The 15,189-nt window shown below is 59.0% G+C and carries 14 protein-coding genes and 1 tRNA gene; 11 read left to right on the forward strand and 4 right to left on the reverse strand.

Annotated elements, in window-relative coordinates:
• Nucleotides 1-37: 37 nt before the first annotated feature.
• Nucleotides 38-120: transfer RNA gene (locus HMPREF2710_RS04920), tRNA-Leu, on the reverse strand.
• A 360-nt stretch (nt 121-480) separates the two neighbouring features.
• Between HMPREF2710_RS04920 and ffh the strand changes: the two genes are divergently transcribed.
• From ffh to HMPREF2710_RS04960, 8 genes are all read left to right on the forward strand, one after another.
• Entirely contained in the window at nt 481-2,058 is a 1,578-nt protein-coding gene (gene ffh, locus HMPREF2710_RS04925) for a signal recognition particle protein (protein ID WP_070599836.1), read from the forward strand.
• 117 nt (nt 2,059-2,175) lie between these two features.
• Nucleotides 2,176-5,052, forward strand: a complete 2,877-nt coding sequence (locus tag HMPREF2710_RS04930; protein ID WP_070599838.1) for a hypothetical protein — start codon at nt 2,176-2,178, stop codon at nt 5,050-5,052.
• A 12-nt stretch (nt 5,053-5,064) separates the two neighbouring features.
• Nucleotides 5,065-5,553: an NUDIX domain-containing protein gene (locus HMPREF2710_RS04935; RefSeq protein ID WP_005505687.1), complete on the forward strand. Its 489-nt coding sequence runs from the start codon at nt 5,065-5,067 to the stop codon at nt 5,551-5,553.
• Nucleotides 5,554-5,876: 323 nt separating this feature from the next.
• Nucleotides 5,877-6,299 (forward strand): 30S ribosomal protein S16, encoded by a 423-nt coding sequence (gene rpsP, locus HMPREF2710_RS04940; RefSeq protein WP_005505689.1) that lies wholly within the window; start codon nt 5,877-5,879, stop codon nt 6,297-6,299.
• Nucleotides 6,300-6,301: 2 nt separating this feature from the next.
• Entirely contained in the window at nt 6,302-6,547 is a 246-nt protein-coding gene (locus tag HMPREF2710_RS04945; protein ID WP_005505691.1) for an RNA-binding protein, read from the forward strand.
• Between the two features lie 183 nt (nt 6,548-6,730).
• Nucleotides 6,731-7,393, forward strand: a complete 663-nt coding sequence (rimM, locus tag HMPREF2710_RS04950; protein ID WP_070599840.1) for a ribosome maturation factor RimM — start codon at nt 6,731-6,733, stop codon at nt 7,391-7,393.
• A 3-nt stretch (nt 7,394-7,396) separates the two neighbouring features.
• On the forward strand, nt 7,397-8,308 hold the full coding sequence (gene trmD, locus HMPREF2710_RS04955) for a tRNA (guanosine(37)-N1)-methyltransferase TrmD (protein WP_070599842.1): 912 nt from the start codon (nt 7,397-7,399) through the stop codon (nt 8,306-8,308).
• A 209-nt stretch (nt 8,309-8,517) separates the two neighbouring features.
• Nucleotides 8,518-8,805, forward strand: a complete 288-nt coding sequence (locus HMPREF2710_RS04960; RefSeq protein WP_070599844.1) for an antibiotic biosynthesis monooxygenase family protein — start codon at nt 8,518-8,520, stop codon at nt 8,803-8,805.
• 685 nt (nt 8,806-9,490) lie between these two features.
• On the opposite strand, the gene HMPREF2710_RS04965 is transcribed toward HMPREF2710_RS04960, so the two are convergent.
• A complete protein-coding gene (locus HMPREF2710_RS04965) occupies nt 9,491-9,907 on the reverse strand; it encodes an MmcQ/YjbR family DNA-binding protein (protein WP_070599846.1) in 417 nt (138 codons plus the stop codon).
• Nucleotides 9,908-10,019: 112 nt separating this feature from the next.
• Nucleotides 10,020-10,772: an MBL fold metallo-hydrolase gene (locus tag HMPREF2710_RS04970; RefSeq protein ID WP_070599848.1), complete on the reverse strand. Its 753-nt coding sequence runs from the start codon at nt 10,770-10,772 to the stop codon at nt 10,020-10,022.
• Nucleotides 10,773-10,862: 90 nt separating this feature from the next.
• On the opposite strand from HMPREF2710_RS04970, the gene HMPREF2710_RS04975 reads away from it, so the two are divergent.
• The 3 genes from HMPREF2710_RS04975 to HMPREF2710_RS04985 all read left to right on the forward strand — a co-directional run bounded on the left by HMPREF2710_RS04975 (nt 10,863) and on the right by HMPREF2710_RS04985 (nt 14,053).
• Nucleotides 10,863-11,468 (forward strand): CGNR zinc finger domain-containing protein, encoded by a 606-nt coding sequence (locus HMPREF2710_RS04975; RefSeq protein ID WP_065423960.1) that lies wholly within the window; start codon nt 10,863-10,865, stop codon nt 11,466-11,468.
• A gap of 77 nt (nt 11,469-11,545) precedes the next feature.
• A complete protein-coding gene (ettA, locus tag HMPREF2710_RS04980; protein ID WP_070599850.1) occupies nt 11,546-13,225 on the forward strand; it encodes an energy-dependent translational throttle protein EttA in 1,680 nt (559 codons plus the stop codon).
• A 252-nt stretch (nt 13,226-13,477) separates the two neighbouring features.
• The gene (locus HMPREF2710_RS04985) at nt 13,478-14,053 is read left to right on the forward strand and encodes an HdeD family acid-resistance protein (RefSeq protein ID WP_246824530.1); all 576 of its coding nucleotides are present in this window, start codon (nt 13,478-13,480) and stop codon (nt 14,051-14,053) included.
• A 106-nt stretch (nt 14,054-14,159) separates the two neighbouring features.
• On the opposite strand, the gene HMPREF2710_RS04990 is transcribed toward HMPREF2710_RS04985, so the two are convergent.
• On the reverse strand, nt 14,160-15,068 hold the full coding sequence (locus tag HMPREF2710_RS04990) for an acyl-CoA thioesterase (protein WP_049345634.1): 909 nt from the start codon (nt 15,066-15,068) through the stop codon (nt 14,160-14,162).
• Nucleotides 15,069-15,189: the final 121 nt, after the last annotated feature.

Raw genomic sequence — 15,189 nt, forward strand, 5'->3', positions numbered from 1 at the left:
GGCGGGAAAGCTTCAAACTTTCCCGCCGCTTTTGCGTTGGTGCCCGAGGTGGGACTCGAACCCACACTCCGAAGAACCTGATTTTGAGTCAGGCGCGTCTGCCAATTCCGCCACTCGGGCGTATCACGCATTTGTGCGTAACACCTTTAGAATTCTAACCCAGGCTGTCTAGAAAATCTAATCTATCTGACGTGTTGAGCAGGCTGAGGCGGGGTGCGGAACATCTACTGAGGGTTTCTGCTGTGCCTCTATGAGGGGGTAAGTCTGGAACCTGCCGCGCATTTGCTGAGGGGCGCGGGAGGGGACGTTGAGTATAAATCCTGGGCGTAAATCCTGAGCTCAGGGTGAACCGGCGCCACTTATCCACAGGTGGAGGCGGGAGAGAAAGCGCGCATCCTGTATCCTTAAAGACTGACTAACCATCCCCGTTCGCCTTCGCGGCTGGGGGCCACCTCAACGTTAAGAAAGTGATCACGGCTCGTGTTCAATTCTCTCTCCGACCGCTTGACGGCAACTTTTAAGAACCTGCGCGGCAAGGGCCGCCTCTCCGAGGCAGACATTGATGCAACCGTCCGCGAAATCCGCCGCGCCCTGCTCGACGCTGACGTCGCCGTCCCCGTGGTCCGCGAATTTACCGCCCACGTGAAGGAACGCGCTCTCGGTGCGGAAGTTTCCGAGGCGCTGAACCCCTCCCAGCAGATCGTCAAGATCGTGAACGAGGAGCTGGTGAGCATCCTCGGCGGTTCGACCCGCCGCATCAACATGGCGAAGAGCGGCCCGACCATCATCATGCTGGCGGGTCTGCAGGGTGCCGGTAAGACCACCCTGGCTGGCAAGCTGGCTCACTGGCTCAAGGGCCAGGGCCACACCCCGATGCTGATCGCATCCGACCTGCAGCGCCCCAACGCGGTGACCCAGCTGAAGGTCGTTGGTGAGCGCGCGGGCGTGCCCGTGTACGCGCCGCACCCCGGTGTGACCAGCGAGTTTGACGTGCCCACCGGCGATCCCGTGCAGGTGGCGCGTGACGGTGTGGCTGAGGCTCGCGCTAAGCTGCACGACGTGGTGATTGTCGATACCGCGGGTCGTCTGGGTGTTGACGCTGAGCTCATGCAGCAGGCACGTAACATTCGTGACGCTATTGAGCCGCACGAAGTTCTGTTCGTCATCGATGCGATGATCGGTCAGGACGCCGTGAACACCGCTAACGCCTTCAACGAGGGTGTGGACTTCACCGGTGTGGTCCTGTCTAAGCTTGATGGTGACGCCCGCGGTGGTGCGGCGCTGTCGGTGGCTTCGGTGACCGGCAAGCCGATTATGTTCGCGTCCACCGGTGAGAACGTCACTGACTTTGAACAGTTCCACCCGGACCGTATGGCGAGCCGCATCCTGGATATGGGTGACATCCTGACTCTGATTGAGCAGGCTGAAGCTCAGTGGGATAAGGCTGAAGCCGATCGCATGGCGAAGAAGTTCATCGATCAGGAAGACTTCACGTTTGAGGACTTCCTGGCTCAGATGCAGCAGATTCGTAAGCTCGGTTCCATGAAGAAGTTGCTCATGATGATGCCCGGTGCGGCTCAGATGCGTCAGCAGCTTGAGGCTTTTGATGAGCGCGAGATTGACCGCGTGGAGGCGATTGTTCGCTCCATGACCCCGCACGAGCGTGTGGCTCCGCGCATCATTAACGGTTCTCGCCGTGCCCGTATTGCTAAGGGTGCGGGTGTGACCGTGTCTGAGGTGAACCAGCTGATGGAGCGTTTCGCTCAGGCTCAGAAGATGATGAAGAAGCTCGCTTCGGGCAAGATGCCCGGCATGCCCGGTGGTATGCAGATGCCCGGTATGGCGGCTGCGGCGGGTGGCGCTCGTAAGAACGCGAAGGGCAACAAGAAGAAGAAGGCTCGCTCCGGCAACCCGCAGAAGCGTGCGGCGCAGGAGGCGGCAGCAGCTAAGGCGCAGCAGGCTCGCGCCGGTGCTGCATTCGGTCAGCAGGCTCAGAACCAGGAGATGGATCTGTCCAGCATGAACCTGCCGAAGGGCTTCGAGAAGTTCCTGCAGTAAGAGCAAATATAAGCCCCTAAAGGGGTGGTACGGGTGCGCACGTGGTGACGGGGCGCACCCGTACCGGTATGGTGCCCGGTTTGGGCATGTAAACGGGTGTGTGAAGGGAAGGTATCAATGGCTCAGAACGAGCAGAATTGGGATCGAGAGAACGCGGATAATCAGCTGAATGAGCAGGTTGCGCCGTGGTCTCAGCGCGCCTTCGCTGATGATGCTGTAGAGGACCCCGCCGGTGAATCTGCTACCGAATCTGCAGACGAGTCTGTAGCTGAGGAGGGCTCGCTGGGCTTCTCCGATGCTCCCGCAGAGGATAGCGACGACGACCTTTCGGGCGACTTTGCGGACGATTTTGCGGACGGCTTCGATAATGATTCGAGCAGCCTTCCCGGGTACATCCCCGTCTGGGCGCGTATCGCCCTCGAGTACGGGGAGCACTCCGCCGAACTGGCGGGCGACCTCGTCTACTCCAGCGAGAGTGACGACCCCGCCGTTGACGACGTTGCCGCAACCATCCTGAACCTCATTCGTGAAGCCCGCAGCATGCACGATGAGGTGAAGGCGGAAGACCCCGATAAGCAGCGCGCCTGGAACGACCGCACGAAGGTCGACCGCCTCGCTGCAGCCCTTGAGAACGAAGAGTGGACCGTCGATAAGCTCACCGGCATGTGGGATGAGGCCCCCGCACCTGCCGGAACCGGCGAATCGGATAGCCCCGAGTACCTGCGCGCCCAGGACGAGGAGCGCACCGCCGAGAAGCAGCGCAATGAGCGCATCGAGCAGACCATGGAGCTGGAGGAGAAGATTCAGCGCCGCCGCATCATGGCTCGTTCCACTACCGATGAGGAGCTGATTGCCGCCCTCATTGAGGCGACCGCCGCCTCCCCAGAGCTGATTGCCTACGAGATGGGTGAGCATCAGGTGCAGCTCTACGTGCTGTGCGCCGTGGACGATGAGGGCTACATGAACGTGCTGGAGGTCGCTGACGGTCACCTGCACGTGGGTACTCCCGTTGAGGATTACGTGGCGCAGCTGGTGGATCAGCTACCGGTTACCGGTGCCGCCCTTGAGGGCGAGGCTACCGTGTGGGAGGAGCTGCCCAATGGACAGGGTGAGCTGGAGTTCCTGGTGGACGGCGACGCCGCCATGCTCGTTGACCTGCCCATTGACATGATTACCGGGCTTCTTTTGGCGTACCTTCCTGCCGGTACTCGGCAGGTTGTTGCCGCGCCGGCGGGGGAGTGGACCCTCATTTCTGCCGACCCGGTGGACCTGATGGCGCTACTGGGCCTGCTGAACTGCAACGCCCTGATTGCTGAGGGCAACGCGAACCAGCAGCACCTGGTGGTCTATGAGGAGCCCGCCCGCGAACCCTACTCGGATGAGGAGTGGTACCTGGAGGCGTTCGGCGAACCCTACGAGAACATCGTGGAGGAGTTCACCTGGCAGCGCGTGCCTAAGCGCCTGAACCGTGCCCTCAGCCGTGAGGAAGTCGCACGTTTTGGCGGCGTGTTGGAGGATCTGCTCTCAGAGCTTCCCGGTAGCGCCCCGGAGCTTTCGGGTTCGAAGATTTTCGGTTCCGATGAGGATGAAATCGAGCAGGGCATCGCTAATGTCATGGCGATGTTTGGGGTGGAAGCTGATTCCATTACCGGTCGCCGCCTGAATGCGTACCTGCGCGATACGAGCAACACCCTGGCGCTGGAGTCGGTGCTGCAGCTGCTGGATGTTCCTACGGAGCTGGCGCTGGTTCCGACCACCGGTTTTGATGTGGCGTCGATTAGTACGGCGCGCATCTTCGGCAACGAGGATGAGGGCTTCGCGCAGCCTGCAGATGCGGCTGATTCGGCTGATGAGATGCAGACTTCTGAAGCTTTGGACGTTACCTTCCCGCTGGATAACTCCGTTGCCGAGGCTACCTTCTCTGAGAACACTTTCCCTGAGAACAGCTCTGCAGAGGAGGATGCATTTGAGGATGAATCCTTTGAAGATGACGAGGAGATTGAGCCCTATCCGGGTAATTTCCCCTCGCCCATGGAGCGTAGCTACCGACTGGTTGCGACCGGTCGCCGCGTGACCCTCGCCGAGTGGATGGATGCCATTAGCGAAGGTCATATTCCCTTCGAGTACACTCATATGTCTTTCCCGGAAGACACTCTTGATGAGGAAGAAGACTTCCTGGACGCTGAGGCGTTTGACGACTTCGAGGGTCCCTACGAACAGGACCGTGATTCCGATAAGGACGACGCGAACCGGCCTACGGGTGGCAGGAATTTCACCCCGGAGGAAGAAGAAGCTATTCTTGCGCATTTGAGGGCTGCCCTCGCACCGCACTCCGCCAAGTCCGCAACAGAACAGCCTGCTGTCTCACAGTCCGAGGCGACCCCGGTTGAGGACGCGCCTTCTGATGCCGCGGGATCTGATGATGCACCGTCTGAGAACGCATCTGCTGAAGATGTTCCGTCTCAGGCAACGCAGGCATCCCCCTCCGCGTGGTCTGTCTCGAAGAAGCCTGCCTCGAAAAAGCGCCTGACTCCGGAGCAGATTCGTGCGAAGACCCGCCGCGTGGGTCTGGTCCTGGGTGCGGATGTGACGGCTCAAAGCGCTATTGCCCTGACCCTGGCGAATGTGGCGCGCCGCCGCCGTGCGCAGGGTAAGGCGAGCCGTAAGTTCTCGGTGGCTGCCGCACTCTTTGCGCTGAATGCCACGGTTGAGACGGCTCTGATTCCGACGATTCTGCATTCTTTCGACGAGATGCAGCGGAAGAAGCATGCCCGCCCGGTGGCGGATGCTGAGCTGGTGCATCCGGGCGACACCGCAGGGGAGCAGCCCTCGACCAAGAAGCGTACTCTGATTGATGACCTACGTGAGGGCCACTACCGCACGGTGGAGGATGCCGCCCCGTCCATGGAGCAGGCACCCTCTGGACTGCGTGAGCGTGCCCTGGGTATAGTGCGTAGCATCAGGCAGCGCGCTGCGAAGAAAACCGACCGCTAAAGGAAAGAAGCCATGAAGGATTCCTATCTGAGCGATGAAGAGCTGAAGGCTTTTATCGCCACCTTGCCCACGCGCCGTTTGGCGGCGGGCGCGCTGATTCGTAATGAGCGCGGCGAGATGCTGCTGGTGAAGCCGAACTATAAGGACGGCTGGATTCTTCCCGGCGGCACCGTGGAGGCTGGCGAGGCTCCCAAGCCCGGTTGCGAGCGCGAGATTGTGGAGGAGCTGGGCCTGGATGTGAAGCTGGGCCGCGTGCTGCTGATTTTCCACGGCTTGTCGCTGGGCGTGTGGGGCGATTCGACCTACTACATGTATGACGGCGGCGTGATTGCGGCGGATACGAAGATTACCCTGCAGGATGCTGAGCTGGTGACCTACGAGTGGGTTGCTCCGGAGAACCTGGAAGGCTACGTACGTCCGTCGATGGTGGAGCGTCTGCGTGAGTGCTACCGCGCCCTGGAGACGGGGGAGACTCTGGAGATGAGCAACCTCGACTCCTAACAACCTCGCCTAGCGGCGGCTACGCTGCGGCTCGCCGGGCGTAGCTATCTGAACCGAGTAACAGCCCAGTGGCCGGGCGCATCACGGGCGCAGAACACTGTTACAGAACGCTGTTTAAAAGTGATGTTCGGTGCCTTGGGCAATTATTTTTCCGTGTCGCTAGCTTAAAATCTTGGGCTCTGATACCCTAGCTGAGTACCCGGCGACGCGCGACCCCTCTCTTCGCGCGCCGTTGTGTCCATAGAGGCGCCGTGAATGGCCCGCCCCACGGGTGCTGAACCGTGTGCCTCGCACCAAATTATGAAACAGGAGTAACCACTAAAGTGGCTGTTAAGATTCGTCTCAAGCGTATGGGTAAGATCCGCGATCCTCGTTACCGCGTCGTGATCGCTGATTCGCGCGTCAAGCGCGACGGTAAGACCATCGAAGAGATCGGTATTTACCACCCGACCGAGCACCCCTCGCGTATCGAGATCAACTCTGAGCGTGCTCAGTACTGGCTCTCCGTCGGCGCACAGCCGACCGAGCAGGTTCTGGCTCTGCTGAAGCTCTCGGGTGACTGGGCTGCATTCAAGGGCGAGAAGGCAGAGTCCAAGGTTCTGCCCGTCGAGGCTAAGGCTGAGTTCGTTGTTCCCGAAAAGGGTTCCGTGATCCTGCCCGAGGCTATCACCCCCAAGGCTGAGAAGGCTGAAGAGGCTGCTGAGGAAGCAGCACCCGAGGCTGAGGCTGAGGAAGCAGCTGAGTAATTATGTTGGCTGACGCACTCGAACACCTGGTTCGAGGGATTGTCGATCGTCCGGAGGACGTGAAGGTGCGCCTGCGCACTCAGCGTCACCGTGAAACCCTTGAGGTTCGCGTGCATCCGGATGACCTGGGCCGAGTTATCGGCAGGTCTGGTCGTACCGCCAAGAGCATCCGTCTGGTGATGGACGCTATTTCTGATGGCGAGCCGATGCGTATCGACATTATCGACACCGACAAAAAGCGACGCTAGCTCGTAAACGCTTGAAGCCCCCGCTCCCGGAATTTTTCCGGAAGGCGGGGGCTTTCTCGCGTACCTGGGTCCCGGTGATAGTTCGGGCGGCAGAATGCGCCCGTCCTAAGTGCCCGGTAGAATAGTGGGAGCCGTGCACGTGCACGGCGTAGGTTTTTAGCTTGTATCCAGCGGAGGAAAATTATGCAGGTTGTGGTGGCTCGTATCGGTAAGCCTCACGGTATTCGTGGTGAGGTGACGGTTCAGCTCTTTACTGATGCCCCGCAGGAGCGTTTTGCCCGCGGTGAGGTGCTCGGTATCGAGAATTTCAAGCCCGGCTCTGCTGCCGCTTCTGTGGCGCCCACCGGTGAGCTGACGGTTGCCGGTGCCCGCTGGAACAAGAAGATTCTGGTGGTCCGTTTTGATGAGGTGACTACCCGCAACCAGGCTGAGGAGCTGCGCGGTAGCCGCCTGGTCTACGAGGTTCCCGAGGATGAGGGCGATGAAGAGGGCTTCTACGAGCAGGAGCTGGTGACCCTGCCCGTGTACCTGCTGGCGGATGTTCCCGAGGGTGAGAGCCCCGTGGATAATCCGGCTGTGGGTAAGCCGCTGGGTAAGGTGACCGGTCTGCAGACCATGCCGGTGCAGGATTTGCTGCTGATTAAGCTGGCTCGTTCGCCGCGTCTTGCATCCGGTGCGGGTGAAGAGATCATGATTCCTTTTGTTGAGGAGATCGTGCCCGAGGTGGTTCCCTCGACCGAGGATGAGCCCGGCTTTGTGCTACTGACCCCTCCGGCGGGTTTGATTGACCTGGTCGAGGACGCTGAGCAGGATTCTGCGCAGGCGACCGAGCAGGCGGGGGAGTAGTCCGTGCGCTACGATGTGGTCACGATTTTCCCCGAGTACCTGGAGCCGCTGAAGCTGTCTCTGCTAGGTAAGGCGCGCGAGAAGGGCCTGGTGGACCTGCACCTGCACGATCTGCGTGAGTACACCTTTGACCGTCACCGTACGGTGGATGACACCCCGTATGGCGGTGGCGCGGGCATGGTGATGAAGGCGGAGCCGTGGGGTTTGGCGCTGGATGAGGTGCTTGCCGCCTCCCCGCTAAACGCCGCTACCGAAGATGCGTCTGAGGGTGCCGAGTCTGAGGGCACTGGGCCCGCCGAACCCGCCGCTGATACCCGCCCGCTGCTGATTGTCCCGTCCCCGGCGGGTGCCGTTTTCGATCAGGCGATGGCGTACAAGCTGGCGGAGGAGAAGCATATTGTCTTCGCTCCGGCGCGCTACGAGGGCATTGATGAGCGTGTGCTGGACTGGGCGCAGGAGAGCTTCCGCGTGATGCCCGTATCCCTGGGCGATTACGTGCTCTACGGTGGCGAGGTTGCGGTCATGGCGATGATTGAGGCTATCACCCGCCTGATTCCGGGCGCGATGGGTAACCCCGCCTCCCTGGAGGAGGAGTCGCATACGGGCGGTCTGCTGGAGTATCCGGTGTACACGAAGCCCGCGGTGTGGCGTGAGCGTGAGGTGCCGGAGGTGCTGCTGTCGGGTAATCACGGTGCGATTGCGCGTTGGCGTCGTGACCGTCAGATTGAGCGCACCCTTGAGCGCCGCCCGGACCTGTTGGAGGCGTACCCGGTGGAGCAGTGGGATAAGAAGGACCGCCGTTTCTTGGCTGAGCGCGGGGTGCATTTTGCGAACCCGGCGAAGGCGGCTCAGAAGAAGGCGAAGAAGAGCCCCGCAACTCCTGCCGATACCGCCCAGCCCGAGGCAAATTCCTAGGCCTCGAATAGGCGCTCGCGAGCGCCTCGTAATCCTCTGAATGGGGGTTAGCGTCATATATCTGTTAGTTGGCGCTAACCTCTATTTTTTGTGCCCGTGAACCGTTATTCTGAGGTTAACCTCGCTAAGAACATAGCTCATCTATAGCTGATGCGAGGTTGTAGCACGCTTTCATCGTTGAAAGCACGTACTCAACAGAAGGAGGACACATGTCCGTTGTTAAGGTTCACCGTCTTGCTGTCGTTGGCGACAATCGTGCTGAGCTGGAGAAGCGCTTTGCCGCTGCCCGCCACATTGCTGACTCTTTCCCCGGCTTTGAGGGTTTTGAGCTGTGGCGCCCCCTGGATGAGGGCGGCGACTATTTCGTGGTGACCCGCTGGGTTGATGAGGCAAGCCACGATGCGTACGCGGCAGCTCGTCGTGAGCGTGACCCGAACACTGTTGTCTCGCACGCTGATGGCACCATGAGCTTCGAGAAGGTGGAATTCGACGACTAACATCTGTGTTTGTCTGCGTCTGACCGGATTTACGGTTGAAGCCCATGTGAGATGAAGAATTTATCTCATATAGTGAGGGGTCGCGCTGACTTTTCTGAATATTGCTTTAAGTGGGTATTAGCCCATGTGGAGGCGATATAAGGGAGGGTCGGCGCGGCCCCTCCTTGATTTTTCGGGGCATAAAATCTGCAGGTATTTCGTGGTGGTTGGATATGTGGGTTCGGTGCTATAAAACACCTGAATTGTGGTCAATAAATACCCTCTATATCCTTCAATCCGAAAGTGACACTTTAATGCAAAAAGGTTATTATTGTTCCCGAGAGCACACTTCGTCCGTGCCGGTAGTTCGGGCGAAGACGGCGATCCCCTCTCAGCTGCATCGCATGACGTAGCTGAGTCACTCAAGGGAAATATTCAGCGCACCCAGGTCAGCGCCTCCTCTGCATAGGAGGTTTGGCAAGGGTGCCGACTCAACTATCACGTATTCACACAAGTGGTGCATGGTGCGGAACCCCGCAATATATGGGATGGGAGCTTGGTGGTTCGAGCGTTCATCGTGGTTGATGACCCTCCTTATCGCGGACAGGAAAGTGCTTTGCTTAGCGGGTGGGCAATTCGGTGGTCCGGACCGAAGCTCACCCGCTCCGCTGTTTAAAAGATTCCTTCAGGCCGTAACGCTTTTCGGCTAGTGCTTTTCGGGTACCGGGCGCTCGCGGAACTCGATTGGCCGCTTCGCCTTGGGCAGCGAGTACATGACGCGCAGGTACGCATCCTCCACCAGCTCTTCTAGTACCCGCTCGGTTATGCCTTCGCCGGCGCCCACGGAAATCCAGTGCCGCTTATTCATGTGCCATGCCGGAATGATGCTCGGGTAGATGCGCTGTAGCACCTCGGATTCTTCCGGGTCGGTCTTCAGGTTCACAATGGGGTAGCCGATACCCTCCGTGTACATGGCGAACATCTTGCCGCCCACCCGGTAGACCGTGTGCTCGGGCCCGAACGGCTGATCGCGCGTTGCCAGCGGCATGGCGAGCGCGAGGCGGTCAACGGCATCTGCGAGGTCTTCGGGTGCCAGAAGTTTGGGGGAGGGGCTTGTGCTCATAGCTTCGATTCTATCCGGTTGTTGGTGGTTCTACAGCGTTGATACCTAAGGGCTGATACAAAAATTGGGGTGCATGCAATGGTTCGCATACACCCCAGAAATTTTTAGCGCTCTACTTATTCATGAGCTTGTGGTCAATTCCCTCGCGGGTAAAGGCCTGAATCGTATCCTGCAAGTCTTCACCCAGGTGGCCCCAGGAATCAGTGTGAGCAATGTACACCCGCTGGGCGCCCAGAAGCTTTGCTGCCTTTGCGGTATTCTCGGCGGTCATGGTTACGCTGAGCTCGGGTCCGAGGGGGCGTGCTGCACCCGCAAAAAGGATAGCGTCATCAACGGGCGCAATGCGCTGAGTAATTTCCTCTACAACGTGAAGTTCGGAGTTGTCGCCAGAAATGTAAACAGTCGGTTCTCCTGCGGCCTGCAGGAGGAAGCCAATAACGGGGCCGGTTACCTCCTGAATTTCGGGGATGTTCGGGCCGTGAAGTGCAGGCATTGCGGTGACGGTAACTTCAGCAGAATCCTTTGCCACGATGAAAGTATTCCAGGGAGCCAGTCCGATGACATTGGTGAGGCCTTCTGCCTGAAGGTTCTTTTCGCCGTCTTCGGTAGTGATGACGTGGCCGACCTTGGGGAGGAGGGCGCGGCCGCTGGTGTCGAGGTTGTCGGGGTGGGTGTCGTGCGAGAGCAGGACTGCATCGATGGGGAGAACCGATTCGGGGGTGATGGGGGCGCCGGCAGTCTTCTTGAGAACGGTAATGCCCATGTCGTAGTCCTGAGGGGCATCAAAGGTGGGGTCGGTCAGGAAGCGCAAACCTGCGTATTCGATCAGGACGGTTGGGCCGGTGATGACGTTAATCGTAGGCATAAAAGTGTTCCTCTCACGGATAAATTATGTTTTTGCCGTGATTAACCATAGGTGTTTTCACGGAAAAATACAAGTGATACCATGAGAAGTATGGAAAAATCTCACCGAACCGCCCACCTTCCTGCGGCACCCGGAAGCCAAGAACACCCCTGCATAGCACTAGCAAATACGCTCTATAAAACACCTAGCGGCAAACAATACGATCTGCTTGAAACCCCAGAAATAGCCACTGAATGGGCGCACGAATACCACATCGTGAATAACTCGTATGAGCTGCAACCCTATTGCGTCAGCAGATTCATCAGCTTTCGATACGTCATCAAAGAACTGTTTGACGCGTACCTAAACCAGCGCCCTCCCTATCCGGGTGCCCTTCACGCCGTCAACAAGACAGCACATGAGGCGCTCACCATGAACGCTCTAGCGTGGGATGCAGAAAACCGGCGGTACACGCGGCGAGTTGAAGACCCCCTCACCCAAGAGGTGGATTACGCCATCGCCCGCATCGCTTATGATGCCATCACATTACTGACCGGCGAAGAAGCAGATAAACTCTCTGAATGCGAAGCACCCGACTGCGACCGCATCATGCTGCGGACCCACGCGCGACGTAGATGGTGTAGCGTGCGTTGTGGTGACCGCATCCGAGCCGCCCGCTCCTATGAACGTAAACGCGCACAGGCTGAAGGTGACTAAAAACCTCGCATGCTGAATGTGGGGAATATTCGACTAAGCCGTCAGTGCGCCGCAGAATCACGCTAAAATAGGTAACTATGGCTGAATTTATTTATCAGATGATCAAGGCCCGCAAGACTGTGGGCGACAAGGTCATCCTTAACGACGTGACGATGTCGTTCTTCCCCGGCGCCAAGATCGGTATGGTTGGTCCGAACGGTGCGGGTAAGTCGACCATCCTGAAGATCATGGCTGGCCTCGACCAGCCCTCCAACGGTGAGGCACGCCTGACTGCAGGCTACACCGTGGGTATCCTCATGCAGGAGCCGCCGCTGAACGAAGAGAAGACCGTTCTGGGCAACGTTGAAGAAGGCGTGGGCGAAATCAAGTCCAAGCTGGACCGCTTCAACGAAATCTCCGCCCTCATGGCTGAGCCCGACGCTGACTTCGACGCCCTCATGGAAGAAATGGGCCAGCTGCAGGAAGCTATCGACGCCGCTAACGCCTGGGACCTCGACTCCCAGCTGGAGCAGGCAATGGAGGCGCTGCGCTGCCCGCCCGCTGACATGCCCGTCACCCACCTCTCCGGTGGTGAGCGCCGCCGCGTGGCACTGTGCAAGCTGCTGCTGCAGAAGCCCGACCTGCTGCTGCTCGACGAGCCCACCAACCACCTGGACGCAGAGTCCGTGCTCTGGCTGGAGCAGCACCTGCAGTCCTACGAGGGTGCCGTCATCGCGATTACCCACGACCGTTACTTCCTCGACCACGTGGCAGAATGGATCGCCGAGGTTGACCGCGGTAACCTGTACCCCTACGAGGGCAACTACTCCACCTACCTGGAGAAGAAGCGCGCCCGCCTCGAAGTTCAGGGCAAGAAGGACGCTAAGCTCGCTAAGCGCCTGAGCGAGGAGCTGGACTGGGTCCGATCCAATGCTAAGGGCCGCCAGGCTAAGTCGAAGGCTCGTCTGGCACGCTACGAGGAGATGGCTGCGGAGGCTGAGAAGACCCGCAAGCTTGACTTCGAAGAGATTCAGATTCCTCCGGGACCCCGCCTGGGTAACGTCGTTATTGAGGCTGAGAACCTGCAGAAGGGCTTCGACGGCCGTTCCCTGATTAACGGCCTGTCCTTCTCCCTGCCCCGTAACGGCATTGTGGGTGTGATTGGTCCTAACGGTGTGGGTAAGTCCACCCTGTTCAAGACCATCGTTGGCCTGGAGCCCCTCGACGGCGGCGAGCTGAAGGTCGGCGAGACCGTGAAGATCTCCTACGTTGACCAGAACCGCGCGAACATCGACCCGGAGAAGAGCCTCTGGGAGGTCGTCTCTGACGGTCTGGACTACATCCAGGTCGGCAACGTTGAGATGCCTTCGCGTGCGTACGTTTCCGCGTTCGGTTTCAAGGGTCCGGACCAGCAGAAGAAGGCGGGTGTGCTCTCCGGTGGTGAGCGTAACCGTCTGAACCTGGCGCTGACCCTCAAGCAGGGCGGTAACCTGCTGCTGCTCGATGAGCCCACTAACGACCTGGACGTTGAGACCCTCGCATCCCTGGAAAATGCGCTGCTGGAATTCCCCGGCTGTGCAGTGGTCGTCTCTCACGACCGTTGGTTCCTGGACCGCGTGGCAACCCACATCCTGGCGTGGGAGGGCACCGATGAGAACCCGGATCAGTGGTACTGGTTCGAGGGTAACTTCGAGTCCTACGAGAAGAACAAGATTGAGCGCCTCGGCCCTGAGGCTGCTAAGCCGCACCGCGTGGTGCACCGCAAGCTGACCCGATAGGGTTTGGTTCGGTAACGAGCCCCGCCTCCTGATGCTGTTATGACGCAGGAGGCGGGGCTTCGCTGTGTCTGCTGGGGAAGGGGTATAGTCCTGCTATCTCACGTGTTGTTCCGCTACGTGGTGGGTTATTCGTCGGTAGAAATAGTTCGCTCAGTGGCGACCGATATATCGTGGCGGATTTCATATTCACGGTTTATAATGAGTATGCACGTAAGTGCAACTGACACATGTGATTACGAAGAGAAGAGCATTATGCTTTCAAAATATAACTGGATGTCCTTGGTTACCGGTCTGTTGCTGATTGCAGCGGCAATCTACATGTTCGCCAATCCCGCTATTCCGCTGGTAGTTCTGGGTTATGTGTTCTCCATTTCGGTGTGGCTTGGTGGCGTGTTTGAACTGGTGCGTTACTTCGGCACGCCAAAGCAGGCACGTACCGGCTGGGACCTGGTTAACGGCATCCTGACCGTGGTGGCTGGTCTGATTCTGCTGAGCGCTTCGGCTGGTGCGCAGGCGACGTACATTCCGACTATTGTGGGCGTGTGGCTGATTGCGTGGGCGCTGATTCGTCTGATGACTGCCCAGGCCATGAAATACCTGAGCTACGCCGCCGGACGCCACCTGCAGCTCTCTGCTATCGGTACCCTGATCCTGGGTTTGCTCGTGCTGCTGTTCCCGATGTTCTTCGGTGCGGTGGCAGTATGGATGGCAGCACTGGGTCTTCTGGTGACCGGTCTGGTATTCGTGGGTGACTTCTTTGTTTCCCGCCGCACCAAGAGCACCGTGCACATTTCCCCGGACGGTGTGATTGACGTCGAAGCCAAATAAGAGCTTCCAAACGGCTTCTAGACCGTACACTAGAACATAAGAAAGACCGTGTGAGACAACCACCTCACACGGTCTTTCTGTATGCTCTAACGTTTGTATCGGAACTTTAGCGGTATTCCGGCAGGCGGAACATCATTTCCTGCGCCACGGTCGCCACCAGCTCACCGGAACGATTGAAAATCGAACCCTGCGCGAGCATCCTGCCACCCTGCGCGCTCGGGGAATCCAGCACGTACAGCAGCCACTCATCGGCACGCGCCGAACGGTGGAACCACATCGCGTGATCCAGCGAGGCGCTCTTGAGGCCCGGCTCCAGCCAGAACTTGCCGTGACGGCGCAGAGCCGGCTCCAGCGGCAGATAATCCGAAGCATAGGCGATAGCGGCGCGGTGCTCCGCCTCCGATGCCTCAGAACCATCAGCACGCACCAGGCGGTCAAAGGTCTTGAACCACACACAGGCACGCGGCTGTGTCGAGGAGGCATCCGCCTGAGTGTACAGGGGCGCGTCCACGTGTCGCATATCAATCGGACGTTCCCACGAGACCGCCTGTGCAATGGGGTGGGGGAGCTGACCCAGGTAGTCGCTGACCATCGGCAATGATTCGGGGTCCGGCACCTCCGGCATGGTCACTGCGGTGTGCTCCGGGCCGCGGCTATCGGACTGAAAAGACATAATCGCCGAGAACATGGGCGCCTCATCCTGGAACACCTGCACGCGGCGGGTCGAGAAGGAACGGCTATCATTCAGGCGCTGAGTGGCGAAGAACAGTTCACGCTCAATATCGCCGGGACGCAGAAAGTAGGCGTGAATCGAGTGGATGTCCTTGCCCTCCACCGTGCGGTCGGCGGCAATAATCGACTGGGCAAGAACCTGACCACCGAAAGTACGCGGCTGTTCGCGGGTGAGCGTCACACCGGTGGACACTTCATCACTACCGAAGGAGGCGGGCGCCGCCTCCACAGGGGAGAGGTCCAGCATCCGCATGAGGTTTTGGGTCACAGTGGGCTTGGTCATGGTTTTATTCTCGCACGTTTTCAATGAACCGGTTTCTGGCGTAGAGTGGGAGAGCATACTCTGAGACAACCACGACAGGTTGATTCGGAACATTGACTAGGAACAATGACCCGGATAGTCG

The sequence above is a fragment of the Rothia sp. HMSC069D01 genome, assembly GCF_001810135.1.
In the GTDB taxonomy this organism is placed as follows: domain Bacteria; phylum Actinomycetota; class Actinomycetes; order Actinomycetales; family Micrococcaceae; genus Rothia.

Excerpts from the sequence above, each read along its gene's own strand:
- rimM (WP_070599840.1), top strand. The coding sequence starts at position 6,731 with ATGCAGGTTGTGGTGGCTCGTATCGGTAAGCCTCACGGTATTCGTGGT.
- ettA (WP_070599850.1), top strand. The coding sequence starts at position 11,546 with ATGGCTGAATTTATTTATCAGATGATCAAGGCCCGCAAGACTGTGGGC.
- HMPREF2710_RS04930 (WP_070599838.1), top strand. The coding sequence starts at position 2,176 with ATGGCTCAGAACGAGCAGAATTGGGATCGAGAGAACGCGGATAATCAG.
- HMPREF2710_RS04970 (WP_070599848.1), bottom strand. The coding sequence starts at position 10,772 with ATGCCTACGATTAACGTCATCACCGGCCCAACCGTCCTGATCGAATAC.
- HMPREF2710_RS04990 (WP_049345634.1), bottom strand. The coding sequence starts at position 15,068 with ATGACCAAGCCCACTGTGACCCAAAACCTCATGCGGATGCTGGACCTC.
- HMPREF2710_RS04945 (WP_005505691.1), top strand. The coding sequence starts at position 6,302 with ATGTTGGCTGACGCACTCGAACACCTGGTTCGAGGGATTGTCGATCGT.
- HMPREF2710_RS04965 (WP_070599846.1), bottom strand. The coding sequence starts at position 9,907 with ATGAGCACAAGCCCCTCCCCCAAACTTCTGGCACCCGAAGACCTCGCA.
- HMPREF2710_RS04935 (WP_005505687.1), top strand. The coding sequence starts at position 5,065 with ATGAAGGATTCCTATCTGAGCGATGAAGAGCTGAAGGCTTTTATCGCC.
- HMPREF2710_RS04985 (WP_246824530.1), top strand. The coding sequence starts at position 13,478 with ATGCTTTCAAAATATAACTGGATGTCCTTGGTTACCGGTCTGTTGCTG.
- HMPREF2710_RS04960 (WP_070599844.1), top strand. The coding sequence starts at position 8,518 with ATGTCCGTTGTTAAGGTTCACCGTCTTGCTGTCGTTGGCGACAATCGT.
- HMPREF2710_RS04975 (WP_065423960.1), top strand. The coding sequence starts at position 10,863 with ATGGAAAAATCTCACCGAACCGCCCACCTTCCTGCGGCACCCGGAAGC.